The 25,055-nt window shown below is 69.5% G+C and carries 18 protein-coding genes; 10 read left to right on the top strand and 8 right to left on the bottom strand.

Translation table 11 applies throughout. The annotated features are described in order from the left end of the window. Positions 1-548: 548 nt before the first annotated feature. From AW271_RS39360 to fxsT (AW271_RS02010), 5 genes are all read left to right on the top strand, one after another. Positions 549-713 carry a hypothetical protein gene (locus AW271_RS39360; RefSeq protein ID WP_157553860.1) on the top strand — a complete coding sequence of 55 codons (165 nt, stop codon included), beginning with the start codon at positions 549-551 and terminating at the stop codon, positions 711-713. A gap of 24 nt (positions 714-737) precedes the next feature. Next, the gene (locus AW271_RS02025; RefSeq protein WP_062330803.1) at positions 738-3,029 is read left to right on the top strand and encodes an FxsB family cyclophane-forming radical SAM/SPASM peptide maturase; all 2,292 of its coding nucleotides are present in this window, start codon (positions 738-740) and stop codon (positions 3,027-3,029) included. After that, positions 3,026-3,826 carry an AAC(3) family N-acetyltransferase gene (locus tag AW271_RS02020; protein ID WP_062330801.1) on the top strand — a complete coding sequence of 267 codons (801 nt, stop codon included), beginning with the start codon at positions 3,026-3,028 and terminating at the stop codon, positions 3,824-3,826. The genes AW271_RS02025 and AW271_RS02020 overlap by 4 nt, the downstream gene beginning before the upstream one ends. 62 nt (positions 3,827-3,888) lie before the next feature. Then, on the top strand, positions 3,889-5,088 hold the full coding sequence (locus AW271_RS02015) for a TIR-like protein FxsC (protein WP_083975971.1): 1,200 nt from the start codon (positions 3,889-3,891) through the stop codon (positions 5,086-5,088). 17 nt (positions 5,089-5,105) lie between these two features. Beyond that, on the top strand, positions 5,106-8,993 hold the full coding sequence (gene fxsT / locus AW271_RS02010; RefSeq protein ID WP_062332956.1) for an FxSxx-COOH system tetratricopeptide repeat protein: 3,888 nt from the start codon (positions 5,106-5,108) through the stop codon (positions 8,991-8,993). On the opposite strand, the gene AW271_RS02005 is transcribed toward fxsT (AW271_RS02010), so the two are convergent. Further along, complete coding sequence (locus AW271_RS02005) at positions 8,981-9,850, bottom strand: alpha/beta fold hydrolase (RefSeq protein WP_245652940.1); 870 nt, start codon at positions 9,848-9,850, stop codon at positions 8,981-8,983. The genes fxsT (AW271_RS02010) and AW271_RS02005 overlap by 13 nt on opposite strands. A gap of 359 nt (positions 9,851-10,209) precedes the next feature. Here AW271_RS02005 and AW271_RS02000 point away from each other — a divergent pair, with 359 nt between their 5' ends. Then, on the top strand, positions 10,210-11,580 hold the full coding sequence (locus AW271_RS02000; RefSeq protein WP_083975969.1) for an MFS transporter: 1,371 nt from the start codon (positions 10,210-10,212) through the stop codon (positions 11,578-11,580). Here the strand turns inward: AW271_RS02000 and AW271_RS01995 are convergent. From AW271_RS01995 to AW271_RS39355, 3 genes are all read right to left on the bottom strand, one after another. Then, a complete protein-coding gene (locus AW271_RS01995) occupies positions 11,564-13,594 on the bottom strand; it encodes an nSTAND1 domain-containing NTPase (protein ID WP_062330795.1) in 2,031 nt (676 codons plus the stop codon). The genes AW271_RS02000 and AW271_RS01995 overlap by 17 nt on opposite strands. Beyond that, positions 13,591-14,469 carry an SIR2 family NAD-dependent protein deacylase gene (locus AW271_RS01990; protein WP_062330793.1) on the bottom strand — a complete coding sequence of 293 codons (879 nt, stop codon included), beginning with the start codon at positions 14,467-14,469 and terminating at the stop codon, positions 13,591-13,593. Before AW271_RS01990 ends, AW271_RS01995 begins: the two co-directional genes overlap by 4 nt. 119 nt (positions 14,470-14,588) lie before the next feature. Beyond that, entirely contained in the window at positions 14,589-14,732 is a 144-nt protein-coding gene (locus AW271_RS39355) for a hypothetical protein (protein ID WP_157553858.1), read from the bottom strand. Positions 14,733-14,899: 167 nt separating this feature from the next. Between AW271_RS39355 and fxsT (AW271_RS01985) the strand changes: the two genes are divergently transcribed. Then, positions 14,900-17,464 (top strand): FxSxx-COOH system tetratricopeptide repeat protein, encoded by a 2,565-nt coding sequence (fxsT, locus tag AW271_RS01985; RefSeq protein ID WP_083975967.1) that lies wholly within the window; start codon positions 14,900-14,902, stop codon positions 17,462-17,464. On the opposite strand, the gene AW271_RS01980 is transcribed toward fxsT (AW271_RS01985), so the two are convergent. The 3 genes from AW271_RS01980 to AW271_RS01970 all read right to left on the bottom strand — a co-directional run bounded on the left by AW271_RS01980 (position 17,433) and on the right by AW271_RS01970 (position 20,719). Continuing rightward, the gene (locus tag AW271_RS01980) at positions 17,433-18,674 is read right to left on the bottom strand and encodes an HEXXH motif domain-containing protein (RefSeq protein ID WP_062330788.1); all 1,242 of its coding nucleotides are present in this window, start codon (positions 18,672-18,674) and stop codon (positions 17,433-17,435) included. The genes fxsT (AW271_RS01985) and AW271_RS01980 overlap by 32 nt on opposite strands. Then, positions 18,671-19,870: an FxsB family cyclophane-forming radical SAM/SPASM peptide maturase gene (locus AW271_RS01975; RefSeq protein ID WP_062330785.1), complete on the bottom strand. Its 1,200-nt coding sequence runs from the start codon at positions 19,868-19,870 to the stop codon at positions 18,671-18,673. The genes AW271_RS01980 and AW271_RS01975 overlap by 4 nt, the downstream gene beginning before the upstream one ends. Before the next feature lie 72 nt (positions 19,871-19,942). Continuing rightward, a complete protein-coding gene (locus AW271_RS01970) occupies positions 19,943-20,719 on the bottom strand; it encodes a hypothetical protein (RefSeq protein WP_062330782.1) in 777 nt (258 codons plus the stop codon). Between the two features lie 112 nt (positions 20,720-20,831). On the opposite strand from AW271_RS01970, the gene AW271_RS01965 reads away from it, so the two are divergent. Genes AW271_RS01965 through AW271_RS01955 form a run of 3 tightly spaced genes read left to right on the top strand, consistent with a single transcriptional unit; the run spans position 20,832 to position 23,172 of the window. Further along, positions 20,832-21,689, top strand: coding sequence for a hypothetical protein (locus AW271_RS01965; RefSeq protein ID WP_062330779.1), 858 nt, complete (start codon positions 20,832-20,834; stop codon positions 21,687-21,689). A gap of 9 nt (positions 21,690-21,698) precedes the next feature. After that, positions 21,699-22,508, top strand: coding sequence for a DUF4397 domain-containing protein (locus AW271_RS01960; RefSeq protein WP_062330775.1), 810 nt, complete (start codon positions 21,699-21,701; stop codon positions 22,506-22,508). Between the two features lie 16 nt (positions 22,509-22,524). Further along, a complete protein-coding gene (locus AW271_RS01955) occupies positions 22,525-23,172 on the top strand; it encodes a class F sortase (protein ID WP_063817825.1) in 648 nt (215 codons plus the stop codon). Here AW271_RS01955 and AW271_RS01950 read toward each other — a convergent pair. Next, positions 23,169-25,028 (bottom strand): WD40 repeat domain-containing serine/threonine protein kinase, encoded by a 1,860-nt coding sequence (locus AW271_RS01950; RefSeq protein ID WP_157553857.1) that lies wholly within the window; start codon positions 25,026-25,028, stop codon positions 23,169-23,171. The two genes, AW271_RS01955 and AW271_RS01950, sit on opposite strands and share 4 nt — an antisense overlap. Between the last annotated feature and the right edge of the window lie 27 nt (positions 25,029-25,055).

The following is a 25,055-nucleotide window of genomic DNA, read 5'->3' as shown; positions in this document are numbered from 1 at the left end:
CCCTCAGGGTGGCACGGAGATCCATCACTCCCGGGTCCCGGAGAACTGGTGGAGCGAATTCTCCGGGTGCGGACCGACTGTAATTGCCCGCCCTGCTGTGCGACCATGGGGAGTGCCGGGCCGGCCTCCGCACCCGCCGCCCGCACCACCCCAGACCCCCGCGGGTGAGTCGCCAGACCACGAGCCTTCCGTGTTCCGGGCATGGCCGAATCCGAGTGCCGCACGTCTCGGTTCGATCGAGGTGCCTTATCACGGTCACTCTGTGTGGTAGAAAATCGGTGCTGCCTCCTTGCCGATTCCGGCCGAGGGGCGCGCTCGCTCGGAGAGCATCAGCCCATGCCGTCTTGACGTGGGCTTATCCGGGCACCGGGCATACAGAACCAAGATAGATCCCGCTCCAAAGGCATGCCGTATTTCATCTATGGCATGACCTTTTTGGGGGTATGTCTGGATTACTTCTGTCAGGGGTGGCGCCCTGGTCCGGACGTGTGCACATCGAAACGACGCGGTGGCACCCTCCCCGCCGCCGTCCTATCTAGGGGCCTGAAATGAACCACTACGGGACCGAAATCCCTTCGGCGATCATGGACATCTGCGACGAGCCGCTGTCGTCCGTGGCCAAGTACAACGGCCGCGAACTGGCCTCGATGCTCGGGCGGATCATGCCGGAAACGTCCCGGGTGGGCGTGGCCGCCTTCCAGGCTTCCATCTGATCCGACTCGACCCGGACGGGCTAAATGAAAGGGCACCATCTTGCCCTTCGCCAATTCGTGGTGAAGGTGCACACTCGTTGCGATCTCGCCTGCGATCACTGTTATGTGTACGAGCATGCCGACCAGTCATGGCAGGCGAAACCCAAGGTGGTCCCGCCCGAAACCGTCACTCGTATCGCGGAACGAATCTCCGACCACGCGAGAAGCCGCGGACTGAGTGACGTATCGGTCATTCTCCATGGCGGCGAGCCGCTTCTGGCGGGTCCAGAGCGGCTCGACGAGATCCTCACCATCCTGAATCTTCACATAAGTCCGGCAGCCGAACTCCGCCTAAAAGTCCACACGAATGCCGTACTTCTGAGCAAACGATATCTCGACGTTTTCGATAAGCACGCCGTCCAGATCGGCGTCTCCCTTGACGGCGACCGCGAGGCGAACGACCGCCATCGGCGCTATGCGAACGGGCGCAGCAGCTACGACCAGGTCGTGCGCGGCATCGAGCTTCTACAGCGTCACAGCCCCCACCTGTTCAGCGGCATCCTGTGCACGATCGACACCGCGAACGATCCGATTCGCGTCTACGAATCGCTTCTCCGCCTCCAACCGCCGAAGATCGATTTCCTGCTGCCCCACGCCACGTGGAACGACCCTCCCCCACGCCGGTCGGAGACCGACTACGCCGACTGGCTGGGAGCGATCTACGACCGCTGGGAGAAGGACGCGCGCCCGGTGCGGATCCGGCTGTTCGACTCGATCATCCGCACGACCTACGGCCAGTCCAGTCTCAGCGAGGCCATCGGGGTGGAGCCGAGCAGTCTGGTCGTCATCGACACCGACGGTTCCTACGAGCAGGTCGACTCGCTGAAGGTGGCCTACGACGGCGCCCCGGCCACCGGGCTCGACGTCTTCCGCGACAGCCTCGACGAGGTGGCGCGCCATCCGGGCATCACCGCCCGGCAGAACGGCGTCGACGGGCTGTCGGCGACGTGTCAGGCGTGCCCGGTGGTGTCCAGCTGCGGGGGCGGCCTCTACCCCCACCGGTTCCGTGACAACTCTTTCGACAACCCAAGCGTCTACTGCGCAGACCTCTTCCAACTGATCAGCCACGTCCGTGAGGCCACCCCGATGCAAGCCCACCAGGTCTCCCGTCAGACCATCGAGAACCTGGCCGCCGGTTACGGCGGCGAGGCCGAGATCCGGTCGCTCATCGGATCGCAGGTCAGCATCCGCCGAGCGCTGATCACGGACGAGCGGCTGGGCTCCGCCGAACCCGACGCGGCCCGGACCCTGGTCGACCTCGACGAGGCCTTCCGCGGCGTGGTGAACAGCGTCATCGCCCATCCCTACGTCCGGGTGTGGGCGGTCGGCTTCCTGCAGGGCAGGGCGCCCGCCGGGCACCTGCGCAACATCGCGGCGGCCGTCGCGGCCCGGTCGGGGACGCACCTGAAGATCCGTGCCGACGTGCGGTCGGGCGCGGTGCACCTGCCCACGGTCGGCACCCTCGTCGACGTCGACGGCGACGACCTCTGGATCGAAGTCGACGAAGGCCGGGTCAGGGCCATCGACGGCAGCGGCGAATGGCGGCCGGTCCGCACCCTGCACGCGGCGGGCCACTCCGTCGTCGTCGAAGACGCCGACCCCTACCGCGACTGCCACCAGTGGCCCGCGGCCGGACGGCTGAGCGACGCCGAAGTGGCCCAGTGGCAGGAGAGCTTCGCGGCCGCGTGGGAGCTGATCGCGTCCGACTACTCCGAATACCTGCCCGGGCTCCGGGCCGGGCTGACGACGTTGATGCCGCTGCGCCCCGACCCCACCGGCCGCGACGTCAGCTCGGCCGCCCGCCACGCGTTCGGCGCGGTGGCGGCCGCGCCGCCCGCCGATCCGGCGACTCTCGCGCTGCTGCTGATCCACGAATTCCAGCACGTCAAGCTGGGCGCGATCCTCGACATGTACGACCTCTACGACGAGACCGTCGAGAAGACCTTCTACGCCCCCTGGCGCCCGGACCCCCGGCCGCTCGAAGGGCTGCTGCAGGGCACCTACGCGCACATCGCGGTGGCCGACTTCTGGCGACGCCGCCGGCGCGTCGCCCCCGATCCGGCCACCCACGAGTTCGCGCGGTGGCGGGCGCAGACGGCTGAGGCGATCGAGACGCTCGCGGGGAGCGGGGCGCTCACGGAACTGGGTGACGCCTTCGTCGCCCGGATGCGTGACACCCTGGCCCCCTGGCTTCTCGATCGGCTCCCACATGAGGTCGAAGAACAGGCCCGGGCCGCCTCCGCCGCCCACCTGGAAGCCTTCCAGTCGCAGTCGTGACGGCCGTCACCGCCGGAGGTCTGGGCGACGGCCTCCGCGCCCTGGGCGTCGTCCCCGGTCAGACGCTGATGGTGCACTCCTCCTTGCGGAGCATCGGCTGGGTCGAGGGCGGCGCCCCGAGTGTGGTCGCGGCGCTGACGGGCGCGCTCGGGCCGGAGGGAACGCTGGTCGCGCCGGTCTTCACCACCGCCAACTCCGACACCTCGCCCTGGTTCCGGGCGGCGACCCGGGGCATGTCCGAGGAGGAGATCCGGCGGTTCCGCGACGACATGCCGCCGTTCGACGCCGCCACGACCGCGTCCACGGCCATGGGCGCCGTCGCCGAGGCGATCCGGCTCTCTCCGGGGGCGGTGCGGAGCGCACATCCGCAGACCTCCTACGCCGCCGTCGGGCCGTTGGCCGGCAAGCTGACCGCCGGGCACGATCGGGAATGCCACCATGGAGAGGATTCGCCACTCGCCCGGCTTTACGACATCGGCGGGCACGTCTTGTTGATCGGTGTCGGGTTCGACCGTTGCACCGTTTTCCACCTGGCCGAATATCGCTACCTCCATCCGCACACTCCGACCAGGCTCTACCGTTGCGTGATACGAGACGGCGACGGCCGGAAATGGTGGGAGTTCACCGACGTGATCCTCGACGACAGCGACTTCGCCCAGCTCGGGGCCGATTTCGCGGCGACGGGAAACGTGCGCCGCGGGATGGTCGGCGGGGCGCTCTGCCATTTCTTTCCGGTACGCCAGGCGGTGGATTTCGCCGTGGTCTGGATGAGGCGGGAAAGAAAGTTGGGAAATTAGGCCCCTCGGGGTCTCTCCCCCTGGGGGACGCATTCCTATAGTGAGCAAGTGGAGGGAGGGGGATGGCACTGCAGCCGACTCCACGGCCACCCGGCCCCTATTTTTTCCTCAGCTATGCTCACACCCCCAATGAGGATCCCAAGGCGAACCGGTGGGTCGCCAAGCTCTTCAAGGACCTGTGCGACCACGTCCTGGAGATGACCGACCTGCCCGACCCCTCGATGGCGGGCTTCATGGACACCGGCCTGCTCACCGGGCACCTTTGGCACCAGCGATTAGCGGAGGCCCTCGCCACCTGCCGGGTGTTCGTCCCGCTCTACTCCCGGCGTTACTTCGTCAGCCAGAACTGCGGTCGCGAGTGGACCGCCTTCGTCCAGCGGCTCAACAGTCAGCCCCGGTTCGACGGCCGCCGCCCCGAGGCGATCATCCCGGCGTTGTGGACGCCGATGCAGGCCGAAGCACTCCCCCTGGTCGCCCGCTCGATCCAGTTCGCGCACGAGGGGCTCGGGCCGCGCTACCGCGACGAGGGCTTCTACGGCCTGACCAAGCTGGCCGTCCGCCGCCCGTCCTACCAGGTGGCCACCCACGCGCTGGCCAACCGCATCGTCGAGGTGGGCGAGAGCACGCGGCTGGAGCCGATCGAACCCCTCGACTTCCCCTCGCTCATGAGCGCGTTCGAAGACTTCGACGCGGCCCAGGCGCTGACCCTCACCGTGGTCGTGCCCGACCGCGACCGGCTGCCCACCGGCCGCGACCCCTACTTCTACGGACGGCTGCCGGAAGACTGGAACCCGTTCCGCAGTGAGGAACACCCGCGGTCGCTCTTCTCCTACGCGCTCGAACTGGCCACCGCCAACGGCTTCCGCACGGAGATGGGATCGTTGTCGGACCTTCGTCCCGACCTGCTCGCCGGCAAACAGCCCAGCGGGCCCGGTGTCATGATCATCGATCCGTGGGCGGTGACCGATCGGGTCTGCCGGGACGCGCTGGCCGCGTTCGACCAGGCGGAGCTTCCCTGGGTCAGCGTGATCATCCCCTGGAACCGCGACGACGCGGATACCGTCTCCCGCGAGGCGCAGTTGCGGTCGGCGCTGCAGGCGACGCTGCACAGACGATGGTCCGATCTGTCCACCGAGTCGATCGACCACCACTCCCAATTCCGGCGGGCCTTCCCCGACGCGTTGAACCGGGCGGGCAACCAGTTCCTGCGCAAGGCCACGCCGTACCCCCCGAAGGGCAACAGCCCGGAAAGCTCAGACTGATGGACGCGGAGGGCCCGATGGGTGACGGCGAAGGCCAGATCATCACGTTCTACTCGTACAAGGGCGGGACGGGACGCACGATGGCGCTGGCCAACACGGCGTGGGTGCTGGCCGCGAACGGCAAGCGCGTCCTCGTCGTCGACTGGGACCTGGAGTCGCCCGGCCTGCACAAGTTCTTCCACCCCTTCCTCGATGACGAGGTGATCGCCTCGACCCCCGGGGTGATCGACATCATCAACGAGTACGTCTGGGCCGCCATCCGGCCGCAGCAGCGGGCCACCGACTGGCACCTCGACTACGCGAAGGTGATGCCGCACGCCGTGTCCCTCGAGTGGGAGTTCCCCGACGAGGGCACCCTCGACTTCATCTCGGCCGGGCAGCAGAACCGCGACTACTCGTCGCTGGTGTCCACGTTCGACTGGGACAACCTCTACGACCGGCTCGGCGGCGGGTTGTTCTTCGACGCGATGCGCGCCGACATGAAGGCCAACTACGACTTCACGCTGATCGACAGCCGGACCGGGCGCAGCGACATCGCCGACATCTGCACGCTGCACCTGCCCGACATGCTGGTCGACTGCTTCACGATGGCCGACCAGAGCATCGAGGGGGCCGCCAAGGTGGCCCGGTACATCGAGGAGCGCATCCGCACCAAGCCCATCCGGATCCTGCCGGTGCCGATGCGCATCGACGACGGGGAGAAGGAGAAGCTCGACGCCGGACGCCAGCTCGCCCGGAGCCGGTTCGACAACCTGCCCGCCGGCATGACGCCCGACGAGCGCAACCGCTATTGGGGCGCGGTCGAGATCCCGTACAAGCGCTTCTACGCGTTCGAGGAGACGCTCGCCACCTTCGGAGACGGCTCCGGGTCGCCGAACTCGCTGCTGGCCGCCTACGAACGGCTGACCGGGGCGATCACCGACGGCGGGGTGACCGCGCTGCCTCCGATGGACGGCGCGCTGCGCACCCGCTGGCTCGACGCCTTCACCCGCCGGCGCGTCGCCGACCAGGCCGACGTCCTGCTCAGCTACGTGCCGGAAGACCGGATGTGGACCGACTGGATCAGGTCGGTGCTCGAACGCGCGGGCGCCCGGGTCGTGCCGAAGGCGCTCTCGCCGAGCGCGGCCGACCCGGCCTTCGATCCGCACATGCAGGTCATGGCGGTGGTGTCGCCGGCGTACATGCGGGTGGTCGCGGAGCTCGACGGCCTGCGCCAGACGTCCGACCTGCTGAACCCGCGGTCGTTGATCGCGCTGCGGGTGGCAGACGTGCGGCTGACCGCGCCGTTCGCCGACCAGCTTCCCGTCGACCTGCTCCGGCACACGGCGGAGCAGGCGACCGAGGCGCTGCTGCACGCGATCGGACGCGACCCGCGCGGCTATCCGGCCGACCTGCAGCTCGGCTCGCGCTTCCCCGGCTCGGTGCCGCCCATCTGGAACGTCGGCCCCCGGAACAACACCTTCACCGGCCGCAGCACCGCCATGGAGACCCTTCGCGACCAGCTGATGGGCGTCAACCGCACCATCGCCCAGCCGGAGCAGACCATCGCGCTGCACGGCCTCGGCGGCGTGGGCAAGACCCAGGTCGCCCTGGAGTACGCGCACCGCTTCCGCGCCGACTACGACCTGGTCTGGTGGATCTCCGCCGAACAGCCCGACCTGATCAACACGGCCCTCGCCGAACTGGCCACCAAGCTCAACATCCGCTACGGCGACAGCGTCGTGGCCGGCGCCGAGGCGGCCAGGGAGGCGCTCCGGATCGGGCAGATGCGCTGGCTGCTGATCTTCGACAACGCGCGCGATCCGGAGCAGGTCCAGAAGTATCTGCCCGGGGGCGCCGGCCACATCCTGGTCACGTCCAGGAACCGCTCCTGGGCCGACGTCGCGGCCCCCCTCGAGGTGGACGTCTTCAGCGAGGACGAGAGCCTGGAGCACTTCAAGCGCAGGGTCCCGTCACTCGAACGCGAGGGCGCGCTCGCCGTCGCCGAGGAGCTCGGTCACCTGCCGCTGGCGATCGAGCAGGCCGCCGCCTGGCTCGCGGAGACCGCCATCCCGGCCGCCGACTACCTGGCCCAGCTGAAGCAGAGCGCCGAGCTCCTGCTGACCGAACCGCCCCGGGGCTACCCGCTGCCGGTGGCGCAGACGTGGAACATCTCGCTGGCGCAGCTGAAGGAACGCTCGCCCGCCGCGGTCCGGCTGCTGCAACTGTGCGCCTTCTTCGCGCCGGAGCCGATCTCCCAGGAGCTCATCTACAGCGACGAGATGATGCGCTCGCTACTGAAGTACGACCCCAACCTCCGCGGTGAGAAGGTCATGATCGCCCGGCTGATCCGCGAGGTGACCCGCTTCGCCCTGGCCAAGGTCGACCCGGCCACCAACACCATCCAGCTGCACCGGCTGGTGCAGACCGTCATCCGCAACCAGATGACCACCGAGGAGGCCGAGTCGACCTCCCACGAGGTGCACGACATCCTGGTCGGGGCGCGGCCCCGGAAGGGCGAGGTCGACGACCCGTCGAACTGGCCGCGCTACGACATCATCTGGCCCCACCTGCTGCCCTCCGAGGCGGAGAACTGCATGGAGGAGGACACCCGCAAACTGCTCACCGACCGCGTGCGCTACTACAACCGGCGTGGTGAGTACATCAACGCCCTCGACCTCGGCCAGCGGCTGGCCGACTTCTGGGAGACCAAGTTCGGCCAGGTCGAACGGCAGCGGCTGCTCCTGCTGCACAACATCAGCAACGCGCACCGCTGGCTCGGCAAGACGCAGACCTCGTTGCGGCTCAACGAGTGGACCCTGCGGCAGCAGCGGACGCTCCTGGGCGAGGACCACCCCCACACCCTGCTCACCCGCGGCACCCTCGGGGCCGACCTGCGCGCCAACGGCGAGTTCGAGAAGGCCCTGGCGCTGGCTCTGGAGACGTACGAACTCTGGAGGGATCTCTACGGTGAGGACTACGACAAGACGCTCAACGCCGCGAACAACCTCGCGGTCTCCTACCGGCTGGTCGGCGACTGCTTCAGCGCCCGCGATCTCGACCAGGACACCTACGACCGGATGAACCAGGTCTTCGGCCCCCTGCACCCCGACACGCTGAGCAGCGCCCAGAACCTCGGCCGCGACCTGCGTGAGGCGGGCTTCTACCGGGAGTCGGCGGAGTGGCTCACCACGACGATCGGCAAGTACCGGGAGGCCGTGGACGACGACCACATCGAACCGCTCCGGGCGGAGAAGAGCCTGTCGGTGTCCCTGCGCAAGGCGGGCCGGCACGAAGAGGCGTTCGTCATCGCCAAACGGGTCGCCGACATGTTCCTCCAGCGTTACCCCTCACACCCGGAGACCCCGGCCGCGCTGCTCGAACTCGCGTCCTGCAGGTCGGCCCTCGAAGACAAGCCGGGCGCCTACGAACTGGCGGAGTCGACACGGAAGAAGTACGTCGAGCTGTTCTGGCCCGGCCACCCCTACGCCCGGGTCGCCGCCAACAACGTGGCCATCTACCTGCGCTCGCTCGGCCGCACGCAGGAGGCGATCGCGCTGGGCGACGAGACGCTCGACGCCTTCCGCGACCATCTCGGCGCCACCCACCCCTTCACGCTGACCTGCATGATCAATCTCGGCAACGCGTTGTCGGACCTGGGTGACCACCAGCGGGCCGAGGCGCTGTTCCGCGAATCGCGCGAGGGCCTCGTCAAGACCCTCGGCAAGGACCACCCCGACACCATCGTCTGCGAGGCCAACCTCGCGATCACACTGCTCGAATCGGGCCGTACGGCCCAGGCGGGCGAGCTCCAGGCCGAGACCCTCGACGCCATGGCCCACAAACTGGGCGACGCCCATCCGCTGATCGCGTCGCTGAAGAGCTGGCGCCGCGTCAACCGAGATCTGGAGCCTCAGCCGACCTGATCCTGGGTCAGCCACCTGAGCACGTCGGGCAGGACGTCGAGGGCGCCGAAATGGGCCACGCCCCGCTCGATGCGCAACATCGCGCCGGGGATGCGCCGCCCGAGCCACCGGGCGTGGCTGACCGGGGAGAACACGTCGTTCTCCCCGTGCCACAGCAGCGTCGGCACCTGGATCGCCGCCGGGTCGAAGGTCCAGTCGGAGCAGAAGGCCAGCACGTCGTCGACCCAGCCGTCGCTGGAGTCGCGCAGTCCTTCGGCGAAGTTGCGCAGCAGCATGCGGCGGATGCCGATGTCGGCGACGGTGCGCCGGTCGGACTCGGGCGCCTCCAGCGCGAGCCCGGAGATCTTGCTGGCGGGGTCGGCCCGGATCTGCGCGGCCGCCGCCCCGAGGCTCGCCGCCACGGCCGAGAGACCGACCCCCGCGACCGTGAACTCGCGCACGTTGGAAGGCGTCATGCCGTCGAACCAGTCGAGCCCGTCGGCTTCCTTGGGCGCCAGGCCGACCAGCGCCGCCGCCCGCACCACCCGGCCGGGCAGGAGCGCGGCGCACGCCAGGGCGTGGGGGGCGCCTCCCGACCGTCCGACGACGGAGAACCGCTCGATGCCCAGCCGGTCGGCGATGGCCGCGACGTCGGCCGCGCCGCTGGCGATGGTCCGGCCGGGGTGCCGATCGGACTCGCCGTAACCGGGCCGGTCGAAGGTGATGAGCCGGATGCCCTCGCGGTAGAGCACCGACGGCCGCGGCGCGGGGCCGACGCGGCTGCCCGGGGTGCCGTGGAGGAGGAAGACCGGCCGGCCGCCGGACGCCCCCTTCTCCTCGACCGCGAGCCTTCGGCCGTCCGACGTCTCCACCTTCACGGTCAAGGTTCCTCCCCCGCCTTCGGCCGTCGTCGAATCCCCCGCTTACCGTACTTTGTACTTGCTCTTCGCAAATGTTCCAAGAAGGGAAGAGTGACCAGTCCTCCCGCCGCTCACGACCGCCTCCGGGACGCGCATCTTTGCCGAATCGAAATCAAATTCCCAGACATCAGGGCTAATCAGCGCTTTACTGGCGGGTTGGCCTTGACCAGCCACATGCGCACGCCCCCGCGCCGCTCCGTGATTCCCCAAAAGACGGCCAGGACATCGAATCACCAGTATGCTTCGGAACCTCGGGTGTTCCCGGCCCGCTTCGGCATGGCCTGACCCCGTATCGGCACCAGCCCCACGGGCAATAGGTGTGTTTTCGGCTGCCCATTGTCCGTACGGCTGCAAAGGAGAGTTTTTTGAACTCTCCCGCGCCCGGCCCGCCGACGACCAAAAGACAACGGGCCAAGCTGCGAAAACATACCATTCGGCTACGCCGGCAGCGGTCGAATTTCCGGCGGGCCGTCGCGAGCATCGCCACCTCGTCGATCGGCTCGCGGACACTGGGAATAATCTATCCGTTGCTCGCCGTGGCCGAGGGCGCATCACCCATACAGATCGGGCTGGTGACCTTCGCGCTGACCGTGCCCGGCCTGCTCTTCTACATGCCCGCCGGGGTGCTGGCCGATCGGCTGAACCCTCGTTCGATCATGCTCTGCACGGAGATCCTGCGCGGGCTCGCCATATTCTCGGTTCTCGTGCCCGTCTGCGTGCACGAAGTCACCATATACCACCTCGTTTTCGTCGCATTTCTCGAAGGGGCGCTCGGCGTCGTCTATTCTCTCGCGGACACGGCCCTTCTCTCGAAATTGATTCCCGACGACAACATGACGAAAAGACTGGCCGCGAGCGAGACCGGCGTGCACTTCGCGGTGCTGACGGGCCGGCCTCTGGGCGGCCTGCTCTTCCAATTGGGCGCGCCGGTGGCGCTCTTCATGAACGCCGTGCTGTTCGTCTGCTCGGGGGTGTTCCTGTCGGCCATCGCCGACCTGAGAAAACGCCGCCGCCGGGCCGATTCCGCCCGCCACCGGAAGCGAGGAGACGTCCGGTGGAGCGCCCGGCGGCTCCTGACGGAGACCCGGATCGGGGTGACGGAGCTGAACCGCCACCAATTCATGCGGAACGCCGTCTTCGCCACGACGACCACGAATTTCGCCATCAACACCGTCATCGTCATCTTCCTCGCCGGGTCTGCCGACGTGCCGCCCTTCCTGGTGGGAATCGTGCTGGCGGGAGGCGGAATCGGGGGGGCCATCGGATCGAATCTGGCCCGGCTGGACGTCGTACAGAAATACATAAAACCCAGCACCGGCGCGCTCCTCACCCAGATGTGGATCTGGGTGGTCGCGCTGGGCATCACCACCCTCACCGAACCGATGTACTACGGGCTCGCCACGCTGGTGACCGGCTGCGCCGGCTCGCTGATGAACGTCTCGATCCGGACCTACGAGCTGCGCAACGTCGAACGCGCCAAACTCGCGCGGGTGGTGAGCGTGCACCGGCTGGCGTCGCATGCCGCGGTCTGCCTGGCGGCGCCTCTGGGCGGCTGGCTGGCCACGATCGGATCGGGGCACAACGCGACGAGCTTCATCCTCGTCTTCGCCCTGATCATGGCGATCGGCGCGTCCGTCGGAATGCCGCGCTGGCGAGGTGTGCCCGAGGTGCTCAGCTCTCCCCGCTGAGCGTTCTCGCCTCGTCCTTCAGGTGGCGGGGCAGGCTCGGCGAACGGGCCTTGAGCGCCCTCCTGGCGTGTTCCCTCGCGGTGTCCCTGGCCGTTTCGTCGGCGACGTCGCGCTCGGCCTGCGCCAGGTTGATCCATGCGGAGTAGAGCCAGACCGGACCGCTGTCGGGGGCGTCGTCGAGCGCCTCCCGGATCTCCTTCTTGATCGGCGGCGTGGGTTCCTGCACGTCGGCGAGCCGCGCCGACGCCAGCGCGTGGGCGGCCTTGGTGGACGGCCACTGCAGGGGGCTGGCCCGTTCGAGGTCGGCGAGCGCGGCCGCCGACTCCCCCATGCTCGCCAGGATCTCTCCGCGCGCCTGGAGCGCGTCGAGCGCGTCGCCGTCCTGCTCCAGCACGCCGGTGACCGTGTCACGTGCGAGCGCGGGAGCACCGTCGTGCCACAGGGCCCACGCGAAGGCGGTCTTGATGCTCAGATCGTGACGATATCGGCCCTGCGCGATGTTGAGTTCGTCGACGGCGAGGTCGGGCCGCCCCTGCGCGAGCCGCAACCAGCCCATCCCCACCAGGAGGCGGCCCACCGCGTCGAAGGCGCTGAGCGACTCGAACAGCTCCGCCGCCCGGAGGTAGTGCTCGATGGAGTCGGCGTACTCCTGCTCCTGGTGGGCGATGTTGCCCAGGAAGGTGTGGATCTCCGCCTCCAGCCGCCGGTCGCCCCTGACCCGGTCGAGCGCGGCCCGCGCCTGCGCCTTGGCCTGTTCGAGGTCGCGGTCGCGGAGCGCGAGTTCGGCCGAGCCCAGCAGGTCGTCGGGGTCGGTGCCGGACGCGGACAGATCCACCGGCCCGGCCGCCTGGAGGATGGGCTGGATGAGCCGGTCGTGCGCCAGCTCGCACCATTCGGCGTCGCGCAGCAGGATGTCGCGCCGGACCAGCGCCTCGATGATCACGTTGTCCATGCCCGCGGTGACGTGGTCCCTGACGCGCACCCTCCGCCGCGTGACCAGCTGGGTCACGAACGTGCGGGCCAGCCACGACAGCAGCCGCCCGGTGTCACCGTCGAGATGCGCGGCCGCGACCTCCCCGACCTTGAGCTCGCAGTAGGTGGTGCCCTGCTTGTCGGTGACCGCGATGTCCCCGACGTGGGCCTCGGTGATGGTCCGGACGCCGGGCGGCAACGAGCGCCACAACATCGAGCAGGCGGTCTGGAGCCGCACCGGCTCGGCTCGGGGCTCGCCGGGGGGCGAGTCGGCGGTCAGGTCGCGGAGCAGCCGGTCGACCGCGGCCCGGTCGTAGACGCGGCCGGTGCCCCGGACGGGTCCGGTGATCGCCTCTCGGGCCTCCTCCCGGGCGAGGGCGTCGAGCCGGACCCGGCGATGGTCGTTGGCGACCAGCTTGCGGCCGTACGGCATGATCGAGGCGAGATGGTCGTCGCGGACGCACATCAGCAGCCGGAGGTTCTTGTCCGCGTCGAGCGCCCGTTTGAGCTGGTCGAGGAACCACTCGCGGTAGACCTGGCGCTGCGCGAAGTCGTCGAAGAGCTCCTCGGCCTGGTCGATCGCCAGCAGCACCAGCATCGGATCGCCGTAGGGATCCTGCCGGGCCGGACGGCTGCGCAGGAAACTCTCCAGCGTCAGGCCGGCGAGCCGGGCCGGGGACTCCCGGGGCGCCCACGCCGACAGGAGCGCGAAGACGTGGGGATTGTGCTGTGGGGGCAGGGCCGCGGTCGGATAGGTCGCGCCGTCGACGACGGGGAACGCGGAGCCGTACGACACCCGGCCGACCGGCAGGGTGTCGGTGGTCTCCGGATCGAGCAGCGGCAGCACGCCGGCCTGGAGCAGGGAGGTCTTGCCGGCGCCCGAGGGGCCGTGGAGGATCGTGAGGCGGTTGGCCTGCCAGTGGGCGGCCAGGTCGTGGGCCGCCCGCTCCCGGCCGAAGAACCGGTAGGCGTCGTCGGCGCGGAACGCCCGCAGGCCGACGTAGGGCTGGTGTGCCGCCGGACCTCCACTGCCCCAATTCACGTCGTCATCCGCCCTAGAAGTTGCTTGCTGAACTCTTCGGCCGTCCCCCAGAAAATCGAGACCTTCCATTCTCCATAGTGCTGCTCCATCTGCCGCTGCAGCACTTTCACCGCGGCGTCGTCGCCATCCGGCGACAACTGCACACTCAGGTGCCGGCGCCGGTTGATTCCCGGCACCGCGCGGTTGAGGCTGTTGAACAGCAGCCGGAAGGTCCAGTCTTGCAGGCTGTAGCCGATGAACAACAGCGACCGCGTGGTGAGGGCGCCGAGAATCACCGGTGGGAGCATGGTAGGTTCATCCGACGCTCGATCAAAGGCCAGATTGGTGAGGAATTCGAGATAGTCGTCTTCGGTCACCACGATCGACTCGGGCATTCCCAGACGGCCGTGCAGGTGATAGACGAGCGGCGCGTCGGGCTGGGGATTCCAGCCGATCTTCCGCCGGAACAGTTCCTCGTCGAAGGTGATGCCCGGATTCCACGGACAGAGCATCACACTGGGATCCTTGCCCACGGCCCTCAACGACCTGACGATGAAGTCGTCGTAGTTGGTGGTCAGATAGACGGGCAACGGAAAACGCGCGAGCATGGCGTGCGGTTCGGCGGGATCGCCGAAATCGGGGATGGCGCCGGTCGACAGCACCTGGCAGATCTTCTCCTTGACGTACACCGCCTCACCGAACTTCACCGTGCCGTATTGGGCGACCCTGGTGAGATTTCCCTTGTCGGAATAGGGGTAGTCCCACTGGTCGGCCAGGGTCTCACTGAGTTCGGAGCCCGATGGGAGCACTCCGGCGCAGGCTCCGGCCCCCAGAAACGGTGTGCAGGCGCCTCTGGTCAACTGGAAGATCAATCGTTCCCAGTCGCGCTCGTCCATCTCGTGCAAAGAAACACCTCGCGGTCGAACCGGCCCACGGCCACTTTCCGGCACGATATATCGGTTCTGATCGTTTGTGGGCCGGTCGGTCGCACCTGCACGGCGGCGGACGGCGTCCGTTAATAGCTGCTCTGGAACCTCGCGACGGGCTCGCCCTCGGCGAGCACCCAGTCCAGAGCCGGACGCTGCACGCTCATGGCCATGAGATCCCTGAGCGACAACGATCCGTAATTGGGAATCCCACCGTTCTGATTTTCCTGCATGTGCTCTCCTCGCACCCTGAGGGCGGGTTACGGGCGTCCTTTTCCCGGTATCAGGACCGGTTCCTCCCCTGGAGGTCTCCCCGCAACGTCACCATGCTTCCTTACGATTCTGTGATGAGCGGGGCGGTGAATCAAGCTTTAGTATTGCGGCATAATCCAAGGTTCCCGTGGTGGGACAGTGGCGGAGGTTTCCCGTGGAGCTTTCCCATGCAGCGCACTCGACTTCCGATCGGGTTCCACTGGTCTGGGAACGGGTGCCACCGAAGAATCCTCACTTCACCGGACGTGAGGATCTTCTGCTGGCCCTCCGCGACAACATCACCCAGGTGAGCTCGGTGGTGCTGGAACCGAAGGCGAACGCCTTACAGGGGCAGGGCGGTGTCGGGAAGACCCAGCTCGCGATCGAATACGCCTGGCGATACCGGCGGCATTACGACGTCGTCTACTGGATCCCATCGGAGAAGCGCGAACTCGTGCCGGCCTCGCTCGCCGCGCTGGCCCCCCACCTGGGATTGCCGCCCAGCGTCGGCCTGGGCATCGAGGAGACGGCCCGTACGGTGAAACGGGCGTTGGAGCGGGGCGAGCCCTATCGCAAGTGGCTGCTCATCTTCGACAACGCCGTCGACCCGGCCTCGCTGAGCGACTACATCCCCGGCGGCCCCGGGCACGCCCTCATCACCTCACGCAACCCGCAGTGGGGCAGCCGGGTCCAGAGCCTTCGCGTCGACGTGTTCGACCGCGACGAGAGCAAGACCTTCCTGGCCAACCGCATCCGCCGGGAGATGCCCGAAGAGAAGCTCGACATCCTGGCCGAGAAGCTCGGCGACCTGCCGATCGCCCTGGAGCAGGCGGGGGCCCTGATGTACGAGACGGCGATGGACATCGACGAGTACATCACCCTGCTCGAGTCGCAGACCACCGGCCTGATGGGCATGGGCAAGTCCGACGACTACCCGCAGTCGATGGCGGCGGCCTGGCAGTTGTCGGTGCACCAGCTCCGCACCCGGCTGCCCCAGGCGATCGACATCCTGCGCTGCTGCGCGTTCTTCGGCCCCGAACCGATTCCGCGCGACGTCTTCCGCCGCGGCACCGAGGCCGAGACGCCGCGTATCGCCCCGATCCTCGACGACCCGCTGCTGCTGACGAAGGCGCTGAGCGGCCTGGGCCGGTTCGCCCTCGCGAAGATCGATTCGACCACCCGGACGATCCAGGTCCACCGGCTGATCCAGACCCTCCTCCGCGAGGAGCTCGACCCGAGGCAGCAGCACGACATCCGCCACGAGGTGCATCTCCTGCTCGCGCACTCCGCGCCCAAGGACCCGGAGGACAACGCGAACTGGAAGGCGTTCGAGGAACTCGTGCCGCACATCGGCTACTCCAACCTGGCCGAGTGCGCGACGCCGAACGTCCGGGAGTTCGCGCTCAACACCGTGCGCTACCTCTACCGGGCCGGGAACTACGAACTGGCCCGCGCCCAGGTGGAGGAGCTGATCGAGAAGTGGACCGAGCGCGAGGAGCGCGACGACCACCCCGACGTCCTGGTGGCCAGGAAGCACCTCGGGAACATCCTGCGCGGCATGGGCGAGTACACCCTGGCCTACCAGACCGACCACGACACGCTCGAGGCGATGCGCAAGGAACTCGGAGCCGACCACTCCGAGACGTTGTGGGCCACCAACAGCTACGGCAGCACGCTGCGCGTCGCCGGCGAGTTCCAGCGGGCCCGTGAGCAGGACGGCGAACTGCTGCGGCGTTACCGGAAGGCCACCACACCCGACACCACCGGCATGTTCCGCGTCCGCCACAACCTGGCGATCGACCACTCCCTGACGAGCGACTACGCGACCGCCCGCGACATGTTCCAGGTCCTGCTGCGCGACCTGAGCACGGCCCGGACCGGCGTGGGTTCCTCGATGGTGCTGAGCACCTGGAGCGCGTTGTCGAGGGCGGTGCGTCTCTGCGGCGACTACGACATGGCCGTCTACCTGGGGCAGGACGCCTTCGACTACGGCCGCCAGCAACTGTCGCTCGACAACCACGGCACCCTGCTGGCCGCCAAGGACCTGTCGATCGCGTTGCGGCGCAGGGGCGACTTCGACGAGGCGCTCGATCTGGCCGACACGACCTACAACGGACTGCGGCGACTGCTCGGCGCCTTCCACTCCGACACCCTGGCCGCCGGGGTGAACCTGTCCAACGCCCACCGGGCGAAGGGCGACATCGACAAGGCCTACGCCCTGGCCCTGGAGATAACCCCTCTTTACGCCCGGGTGTTCGACGGCGACCATCCCTTCGCCCACACCACTCGCAGCAACCTCGCGGTGCTGCTGCGGCTGCGCGGGGACGCCGCGGGGGCCAGGAGAATGAACCAGGAGGCGTCCGAGGCGCTGGTCGCCCGGCTCGGCTGGGACCACGACTATCCGCTGACCTGCCTGATCAACATGCAGTCCGACCTCGCGGCGCTGGGCGAGGTCGAAGAGGCCGTCAAGGGCGGCCGTGAGCTGCACCAGCAGTTGCGCGACCTCTTCGGCGACGACCACTTCATGACGTTGTCGGCGGCCGCGAACCTCTCGCTCGACCTGCGCGCCTTCGGCGCGGCCGCCGAGGCCGACGCGCTGAAGGCCGAGGTGCTGCGGCGCTACCAGGAGCTCGACGGGATCAACCAGCCCGACGCCGTCTCCACCGCCCAGAACCGCCGGATCAATACGGACTTCGACCCTCAGCCACTCTAGACGACATCTCGTTGCGTTCCTCCCAGGCCCGCCGGCGTCGCGACTGCGCACGGCGGGCCTCGTCGAGTGCCGCGGCGCCGACCGGTTCGCCGGCCCAGGTCCCGAGCGTGCGGGCCATTCCTTCGGTGAACCGCCGTCCCTCGTCGGTGAGCCCCCGCCCGGCCAGCAGCGCCTGCGTCGCCTCGTAGGCGGCCGAACGCCACTGCGCGAACTCGAACTCGGCGCGCGGATGCCCGGTCGCCCGTTCCCGGCGCCAGAATCCGGTCACCCCGAGGTAGGCGTAGGCGCCGTTGAGCAGGCCGCGGGCGGGGCGCGGATCGGGGCGCCAGGGCGCGTAGTAGAGGTCGCCGGCGTCAGGGAGGGTCAGGGGGACGACGTCCATGAGGGCGTAGAGCTTCACGTGCTGGGTCTCGTGGGCGAAGGTCTCGGCGAGCGACACCCCGTCGGGTGGGGCCGACAGGGCGATGGCGCCGAACGCCTCCCGCGACGACTCGCTCTGCGGCCGGTCGCCGGGTGCGCCGAGGGGGGTGAGCACGCTGACCGTGGCGGCGACCTCGTCGCGTACCGTCCAGTGGCGTTCGGTGAGGACGTCCCAGGCTTCGCCGAGCCGTGTTTGCCAGGCGGCGCGTTCCGGTTCGTCCAGGCGGGGCAGGTCGACGCCCTCGTCGGGCCAGCGGTGCGGGTCGAGGTCGTCGACGGTGACGCTGTAGCCGCGGGCGCCGATCCTGGCGAGGGGGCGCCATCCCTCCACGGGGCGTCCGTCGGCCCGGACGCCTCCCGGGCCGACGGTGAGCTCGAAGTCGCCCGTGGCGGGGAAGCCGCCGACCGACGGCAGCGTCACCCAGCCCCGGTGGGAGCTCACGGGAAGGGTGCACTCGCGGCCGGCGAGGCAGGCGGCGGCGAGCGTGACCGCCGTGAGCCGGGCCGGGTCGGCCGTGCCGCGCAGGCATCCGGCGGCCCAGGCTCCGACCGCGGGATAACGCAGCACCGCCTCGACCGCGTCGGGGGCGTCCCGCTGCAACCCCGCCAGGACGGCGAAGGCCTCCGCCGCCACCCGCGCCTCGGGAAAGGCTTCGACGACGCCCCGCAGCAGCATGAGGTGGCGGCTGAACTGGGCCGCCCGGAGTTCGTTCATCGCGGGCGCTCCCCCGCCGCCCGACGCCAGTGCGGCGAAGGCCGCATCGGAGATCCGGTGCGGGAGGATGCTCATCGGTTTCCCCTCATGCGGGCCACGTCTTCGGCGAAAACCCGGTGAATATGGCTGACCAGGGCGTAGAGGTCGGGACAGTAGACGCTCGGATTCCGGAATCCGGAATCCTCGTCGTAGCGGTGGGCATAGAGCCCGCCGCCGCACGCCGCCACGACGTCGCATTCACGGCACACCGGTGAGAGGGCCTCGACGCCGATCTGCCGGGCCACCAGTGAAGGAAGTCGCAACGCCGCGTCGAAGGAGTCGCGCAGGACGTGCAATGTGGTGGCCGCCGCACCGTGATATGCGGATTTCAGAATATCGGACTGTTCTATGGAACCGTCGGTCTCCACCACCGCCAGGAGCGCCGGGGAAAGCCCGATGGATTCGCTGCGGGACGGCCGTCCGGTTATCAGCCGGAGAATCTCGGTGAAAAGCCGGACCTCGGTTTCGGCGGTGCGGTACCAGCGGTCGAAGATCGGGATGAGCCAGTCGGCGTAGGGGGTCGACGACGCCCCCGCGTCGCGGAACGGCGGAGGGGTCGACCAGTTGCCGTGCGGCAGCAGGAAGTCGACGGCCGGCGGGTCGAAGGCCAGCAGCGCCTCATACGTCTTCAGCGGGTCGTTGCGGACGTCGATGGTGCACAGCAGGCCGCTGAACAGGCCGTGGTAGCGGCTGCGGGACAGGCGCCTGATAGCGTCGCTGACCAGGGCGTGGCTGCCCCGGCCGTCGCGGAAGAGGCGATGGCGGTCGTGGGCGGCGGCGTCGCCGTCGAGGGAGATGCCGACCCGGATGCCCAGCTGCTCGAACAGGGCGAGGAACTCGTCGTCGAGGCGCATCCCGTTGGTCTGGATGCTGACGTTGACCATGCTGCCGGTGTCCATCTCACGGCGGATCGCGCGCACGACGTAGGCGATGAAGCCGGGGCCCGCCAGCAGCGGCTCGCCTCCGTGGAGGATGACGTCGACCTCGGTGAGGCCGTGGGTCATCGCGTGTTCGCCGATGCGCAGGGCGACTTTCTTCGCGATGGGCTCCGACATGCGCCGGGGCTGGTTGCGCCAGTTCTGGTCGGCCATTTCGTACACGTAGCAATGGCGGCAGGCGAGGTCGCACCGGCTGTGAATCTTCAGAATGAACTGCCGGAAGGCATGCGGTTTCCACCCCGACGCCAGGAGGGCCTCGACGTCGAGGGATGCCGGAAATGGCCGATGTCCCAATTCAGGTAACGTGATCGCGGTCCCCTTCGCCCTGTCGGCGCCGACCTGACGTACCTCCGCGATTACTGTCTCTCACGGCTTTTCCCGTCGCGTCAAGATTTCCGGCGCGGACGCCTCCTCCCACACCCGGTCGAACTGCTGGATCCAGTACCGATACCAGCGCTCATTACGCCCCGCCACCAACTCCAGATGCATGCGCGACGACGTCGACGGATTATGGAACCCGTGAAACTCGACGATCACCCGTCCATGCGGCGTCTCCGGATCGACGAGCACCAGTGAGAAGCCGGGGTTGTACGGAAACAGCCGATAGGAGAAGGCGCCCTCGGTCCGCCATCCCGCGATCAGTTTCAGTCGTTCGAGGGTCGACGCCAGCGATTGCGGGAGCCGCTGGATGGGGAACTCCAGGGAGTCGTCGAGCTGGCGGGAGGCGATGGCGATCGCCGCGGTCTCCGCCGGGTCGAGCACCACCACGCGCACCGATCCGTTGCGCCGGTTCAGGACGGTCTTGCGCAGCAGTTCACAGGTCTGCGGCGACAGCAGGTTCACCGCCGAGGGCGCGAAGACCCGGACGTCGCGGGCGTCGCGCAGCAGCGGGGCCAGCGGGGCCTCTTCGAAGACGGTCCGGTCGTGCAGCAGCTCGACGGGGGACGGCGACGCGGGCACCAGGGTCAGCCGGTAGATGAGCAGGCCGACGCCCGACAGCAGGACCGCCCATCGCAGGTTCTCGTTCAGCTCGTCGCTCAGCAGCGACAGAATGGCGAAGGAGAACACCACCAGGCTGAGGGCATACGTGTCGAGGTGGTTGCGGGCCTTGAGGTCGCCGACCAGGCGACGCCACCACGTCACGACCCTTCATATGCCCGTTTATCGCTTTAAATCCACCCGCTAGAGTCTTGCCACTGCGCGTGTTCCCGTGATGACGTAAGCGCATAAGGGACGAACTCTAATTGGGGGTCTGGTGCTGTTCGGCCTGCCTCCGGCGCGGCAGTTGCGTGCCGCCGGCGGCCTGGCGCTCGCGGCGGCCGGACTCCTGGTCGCGGGGGCCTTCGTGAACTCGCGGGCCGTCCAGCAGGTGGCCGCGCCGACGGAGCAGGTGCCCCAGATCGACGCGGCGGCGCGGGAGCGGGAGCAGGCCGCCGCCTGGGTGGCGCGGCAGGTCAGGGGCATCGTGGGGTGTGACGCACCGGTGTGCGCCCTGCTGGCCGGGCAGATCGAGCCCTCCCGGTTGTTGCCGTTGCGTGGTCAGGAGGAGGTCCTGAACGCCGACGTCGTGGTGCTCACCCCGGCGTTGCGGGAGCTCTTCGGGCCGGGGCTGGAGCCGGTCACCGCGCCGGAGCCGCTCGCCACCGTCGGGAGCATCATGATCGTGCGGGTCACCCCGCAAGGAGCAGGCACGTTCGCGAAGACGCTGGAGCGTGACAAGCGCGATCGGCGGGACGCCGGGCGCGAGCTGCTCGCCAATCCCCGGCTCGCCGCGACGCCCCGGGCCACCCGGCAGCTCGCCGGCGGGGAGGTCGACGCCCGGATCCTGGTGTCACTGGCGGCGCTCGCCGCGTCACACAGGCTCTATATTCGGGAGTTCGAGGACGGCGGGGGCGACCCCCGGGAGGTGCCGTACCGGACGGTCGAGATCTCCTCCGTCGATGGCGACGAGCCGAGCGAGGCGTCGGTTTCCGGGATCATCCGGTTTCTTGAGGCACAAGAGTCACGATTTCATCCCATTGAGGTGAATATCGCTCGACCGGTCGACGCAGTGTCAACAATCCTGCGCATACGGTACGCAGCGCCGAGCCCCACCGGCTCGTTGTCCTCATAACGGAGCACGATGAAACTCCCTCGGTTACTCACCGGCGCCCTCCTGCTGATCTTCCTGGCCGTCTCCCCGGCGCAGGCGGCGCCGCAGGTCGGACACGTCCGGCTGGCGCATCTGTCGCCCGACACCCCGGCGGTCGACGTCTACCTCTATCCGTTCGGCGGCGACCGGGCCAAGCTCGTGCTCGACGCCGTGCCCTACGGCGGCGTGTCGCCCTACCAGAACCTGAGCGCGGGGCAGTACACCGTCGCCATGCGGCCCGCCGGGGCCGCGCCCGACACGCAGCCGGTGTTGTCGGCCAACGTGCGGGTCGAGGGCGGGCAGGCGTACACGGTGGCGGGGATGGGGCCGTACAAGAGCATCCGGCTGCAGGTTCTCAACGACTCCATGGAACTTCCCGACGGGAAGGCGGGGCTGCGGGTCATCGCCGCGTCGCTGAAGGAACGCACCCTCACGGTCACCGCGGGCGACCTGAAGGAGGACCTGCGGTTCGCCGACACGCCCGAGTACACCGAGGTCGACGCCGCCATGCAGAAGATCACCGCCGCGGCGGGCGACGACAGCGCCAGCGCCGACGTGCGGCTCGCGCCCGGGTCGACCAACACCGTCGTCGTGCTCGACGGGAAGCGGGGGCTGCGGCTCCTGCCGCTCACCGACGCCGCCGCGCCCGGGGTGACGCCCCAGGGCGCCGTCGACACCGGCCTGGGCGGGCTCGCGCCCACCGGGGTTCCGGTCTGGCTGTTCGGGCTCGCGGGCGCGCTCGTGCTCGCCGTCGGTGCCGTTCTGGTACGGCTCCGCACCCCCTCGGGCCGCACGACGTGACCTGTCCGACCGCCCCATGAGACGAACGGCGATGCTGGTCGCGGCGCTGCTGACGGCCGGATGCTCGGCGACCGCCCCGGGTGCGCCCGCCGAGGCCCCCACCGTCCTCGCGGCGAGCGCCCGGGCCGAACCGCCGGGCACGCTCGATCGAGAGGCCGCCGCGGCGGCCGGGTGGGGGCCGGTCGAGAACCAGGTCGCGAAGGTCAGGCCCCAGACGAGGCACGCCGAACCGGTGGAGGTCGTCATCCCCGCCATCGGGGTGCGGTCGCGGCTGGAGCGGCTGCGGCTCGACGCCCGCGGCGTCATGGTGCCGCCGGAGAAGGCGGCGGTCGCCGGGTGGTACGCCGGCGGCGTGCGCCCCGGCGACCCCGGTCCGGCCGTCATCGCCGGGCACCTGGACTCCGCCACGGGACCGGGGGTGTTCGCCGAACTCGGCACGCTGAAGCCGGGACACCGCGTCCTCGTCAGGGCCAGGGACGGGCGGACCGTGACGTTCCGGGTCGACGAGGTGCGTACACACACCAAGAAGCAGTTCCCCACCCGGGACGTCTACGGCCCCTCCCCCGACGCCCGGCTCCGGCTCATCACCTGCGGCGGCGCGTTCGACGCCGGCGCGGGTCACTACGCCGACAACGTCATCGTCTTCGCCTCGCTGGAGCGTTAGAGCCGCCAGGTGCGGACCGTTCCGTCGCGGCCGCCGGAGACCACCACGGGAGCTCCCTCGACCATGGCCACCGCGATCGACGTCACCCACCCCCGGTGGCCGGTCAGCGGCGGGCCGACGGGGGTGCCGGTCGTCAGGTCCCACACGCGGATGGTGCCGTCCCAGCTGCCCGACACCACCACGGGGCGGCCGTCGAGTTCGGTCGTCGCGAGCGCGCTGACCCGGTCGGTGTGGCCTCGGTAGGGGTCGCCCAGCGGCCGGCCCGACGCCGCGTCGAAGGCGCGCACGGTGTTGTCGGGGGCCGCGGTCACCACGACGTCCGACCAGACGGCCAGCAGCTCGCCCGGGAGGGGGAACGGGGCCCCGACGGGGTCGCCGGAGTGGAGGTCCCACACCTCGGCCGTGCCGTCGAGGGCCGCCGTGACGGCGACGTCGCGGCCTTCGAGGATGGTGAACGCCACCGCGGTCGCGCCGCCGCCGAGTTTCAGCAGGGTGCGGCCCGTCGACAGGTCGGTCACCCGGACGGCCCCGGGGCCCGCCGTGACCACGGCTCTGCGCTCGCCCAGCCGGGTCACCCCCAGGGCCAGCACGTCGCCGGTCTCGGCGGCGAAGCCGATCTTGCGGCCCGAGCGCAGGTCGGACAGCCACACGCCGGCGCCGTAGCCGCCGCAGACCACGACGTCGCCGTCGACGGCCAGCGACGAGATGCTGAGGGCGTTCACCGGGCGCGGCCTGCCGATCGCGGCGCCGGTCGCCGCGTCGGAGACGCGGACCGTGCCGTCGCGGCCGGCCGACACGACCACCGGGCGCGCGCCGAGCGACCCGGCGGCGACCGACAGCACCTCTCCCCCGTGGCCGGTGAAGGGCGCGCCCATCGGCCGCCCGAAGGCGGCGTCGACCGGGCGGCTCATCGGCGAGACCGTGACCACGGGCTCGGCCGCCGGCTCCGGCGGCAGGACCACCAGCGCCGTGGCGAGCGAGGCGGCGATCAGGCCCAGCGAGCCGCCGATGAGGATCAGGCGGCGGCGGGAGCCGCGCTCGCGGGCGTGCTGGCCCTCGTCGCGGGCGTGCACGAGCGTCACGAGCAGGTCGGCGGCCGTGGGGCGGTCGGCCGGGTCCTTGGCCAGAGCGGCCGCCAGCGCGCCGCGCAGGCGCGAGGGCACGAACGACAGGTCGGGCTCGCGGGTGACGATGCGGTTCATCACCGCCGGGATGCTGTCGTTGCCGAACGCCGGTTTCCCCGTCGCGGCGAACGTCATCGTGACGCCCCACGAGAACACGTCGGAGGCCGGGCCCGGACGGCGGCCCGCCAGCTGCTCGGGCGACATGTACGCCGGGGTGCCCTGCACGCGGCTGGCCTCGGTGCCGGCGGCGTCCACGACCTGGGCGATGCCGAAGTCGATGACGCGCGGGCCGTCGGCGCCGAGCAGGATGTTGGCCGGTTTGAAGTCGCGGTGCACGATGCCCGCGCGGTGGATGGCGGCCAGCGCGGCGGCCGTGCCGACGGCCAGGCGGTCGAGGGAGCCGGCGTCGCGCGGCCCTTCGCGCTTGACCAGGGCCTCCAGCGACTCGCCGTCGACGTACTCGCTGACGATGAAGGGGCGTTCGCCGGTCACGTCGGCGTCGATGACGCGGGCGGTGCAGAACTGGGCCACCCGGCGGGCGGCGGCGACCTCGTTGTGGAAGTCGCGCTTGCCGAAGACGCGGGCGTGCAGGACTTTGACGGCGACCGGCTCGCCCTTCTCGGTCTGGCCGTGGAAGACGGTGCCCTGGCCGCCTTCGCCGATGAGGCCGGTCAGCGTGTAGCTCCCGACCTGCCGCGGGTCGCCCGGCCGCAGAGGTCGGGGAACCGGCATGACCACACGATAACCGCACGAACAACG

Source organism: Herbidospora sakaeratensis (genome assembly GCF_001570525.1).
Taxonomy (GTDB): domain Bacteria; phylum Actinomycetota; class Actinomycetes; order Streptosporangiales; family Streptosporangiaceae; genus Herbidospora; species Herbidospora sakaeratensis.
Note: the sequence above shows the minus strand (reverse complement) of the source record. Positions and strands in the feature narration are given on the sequence as shown.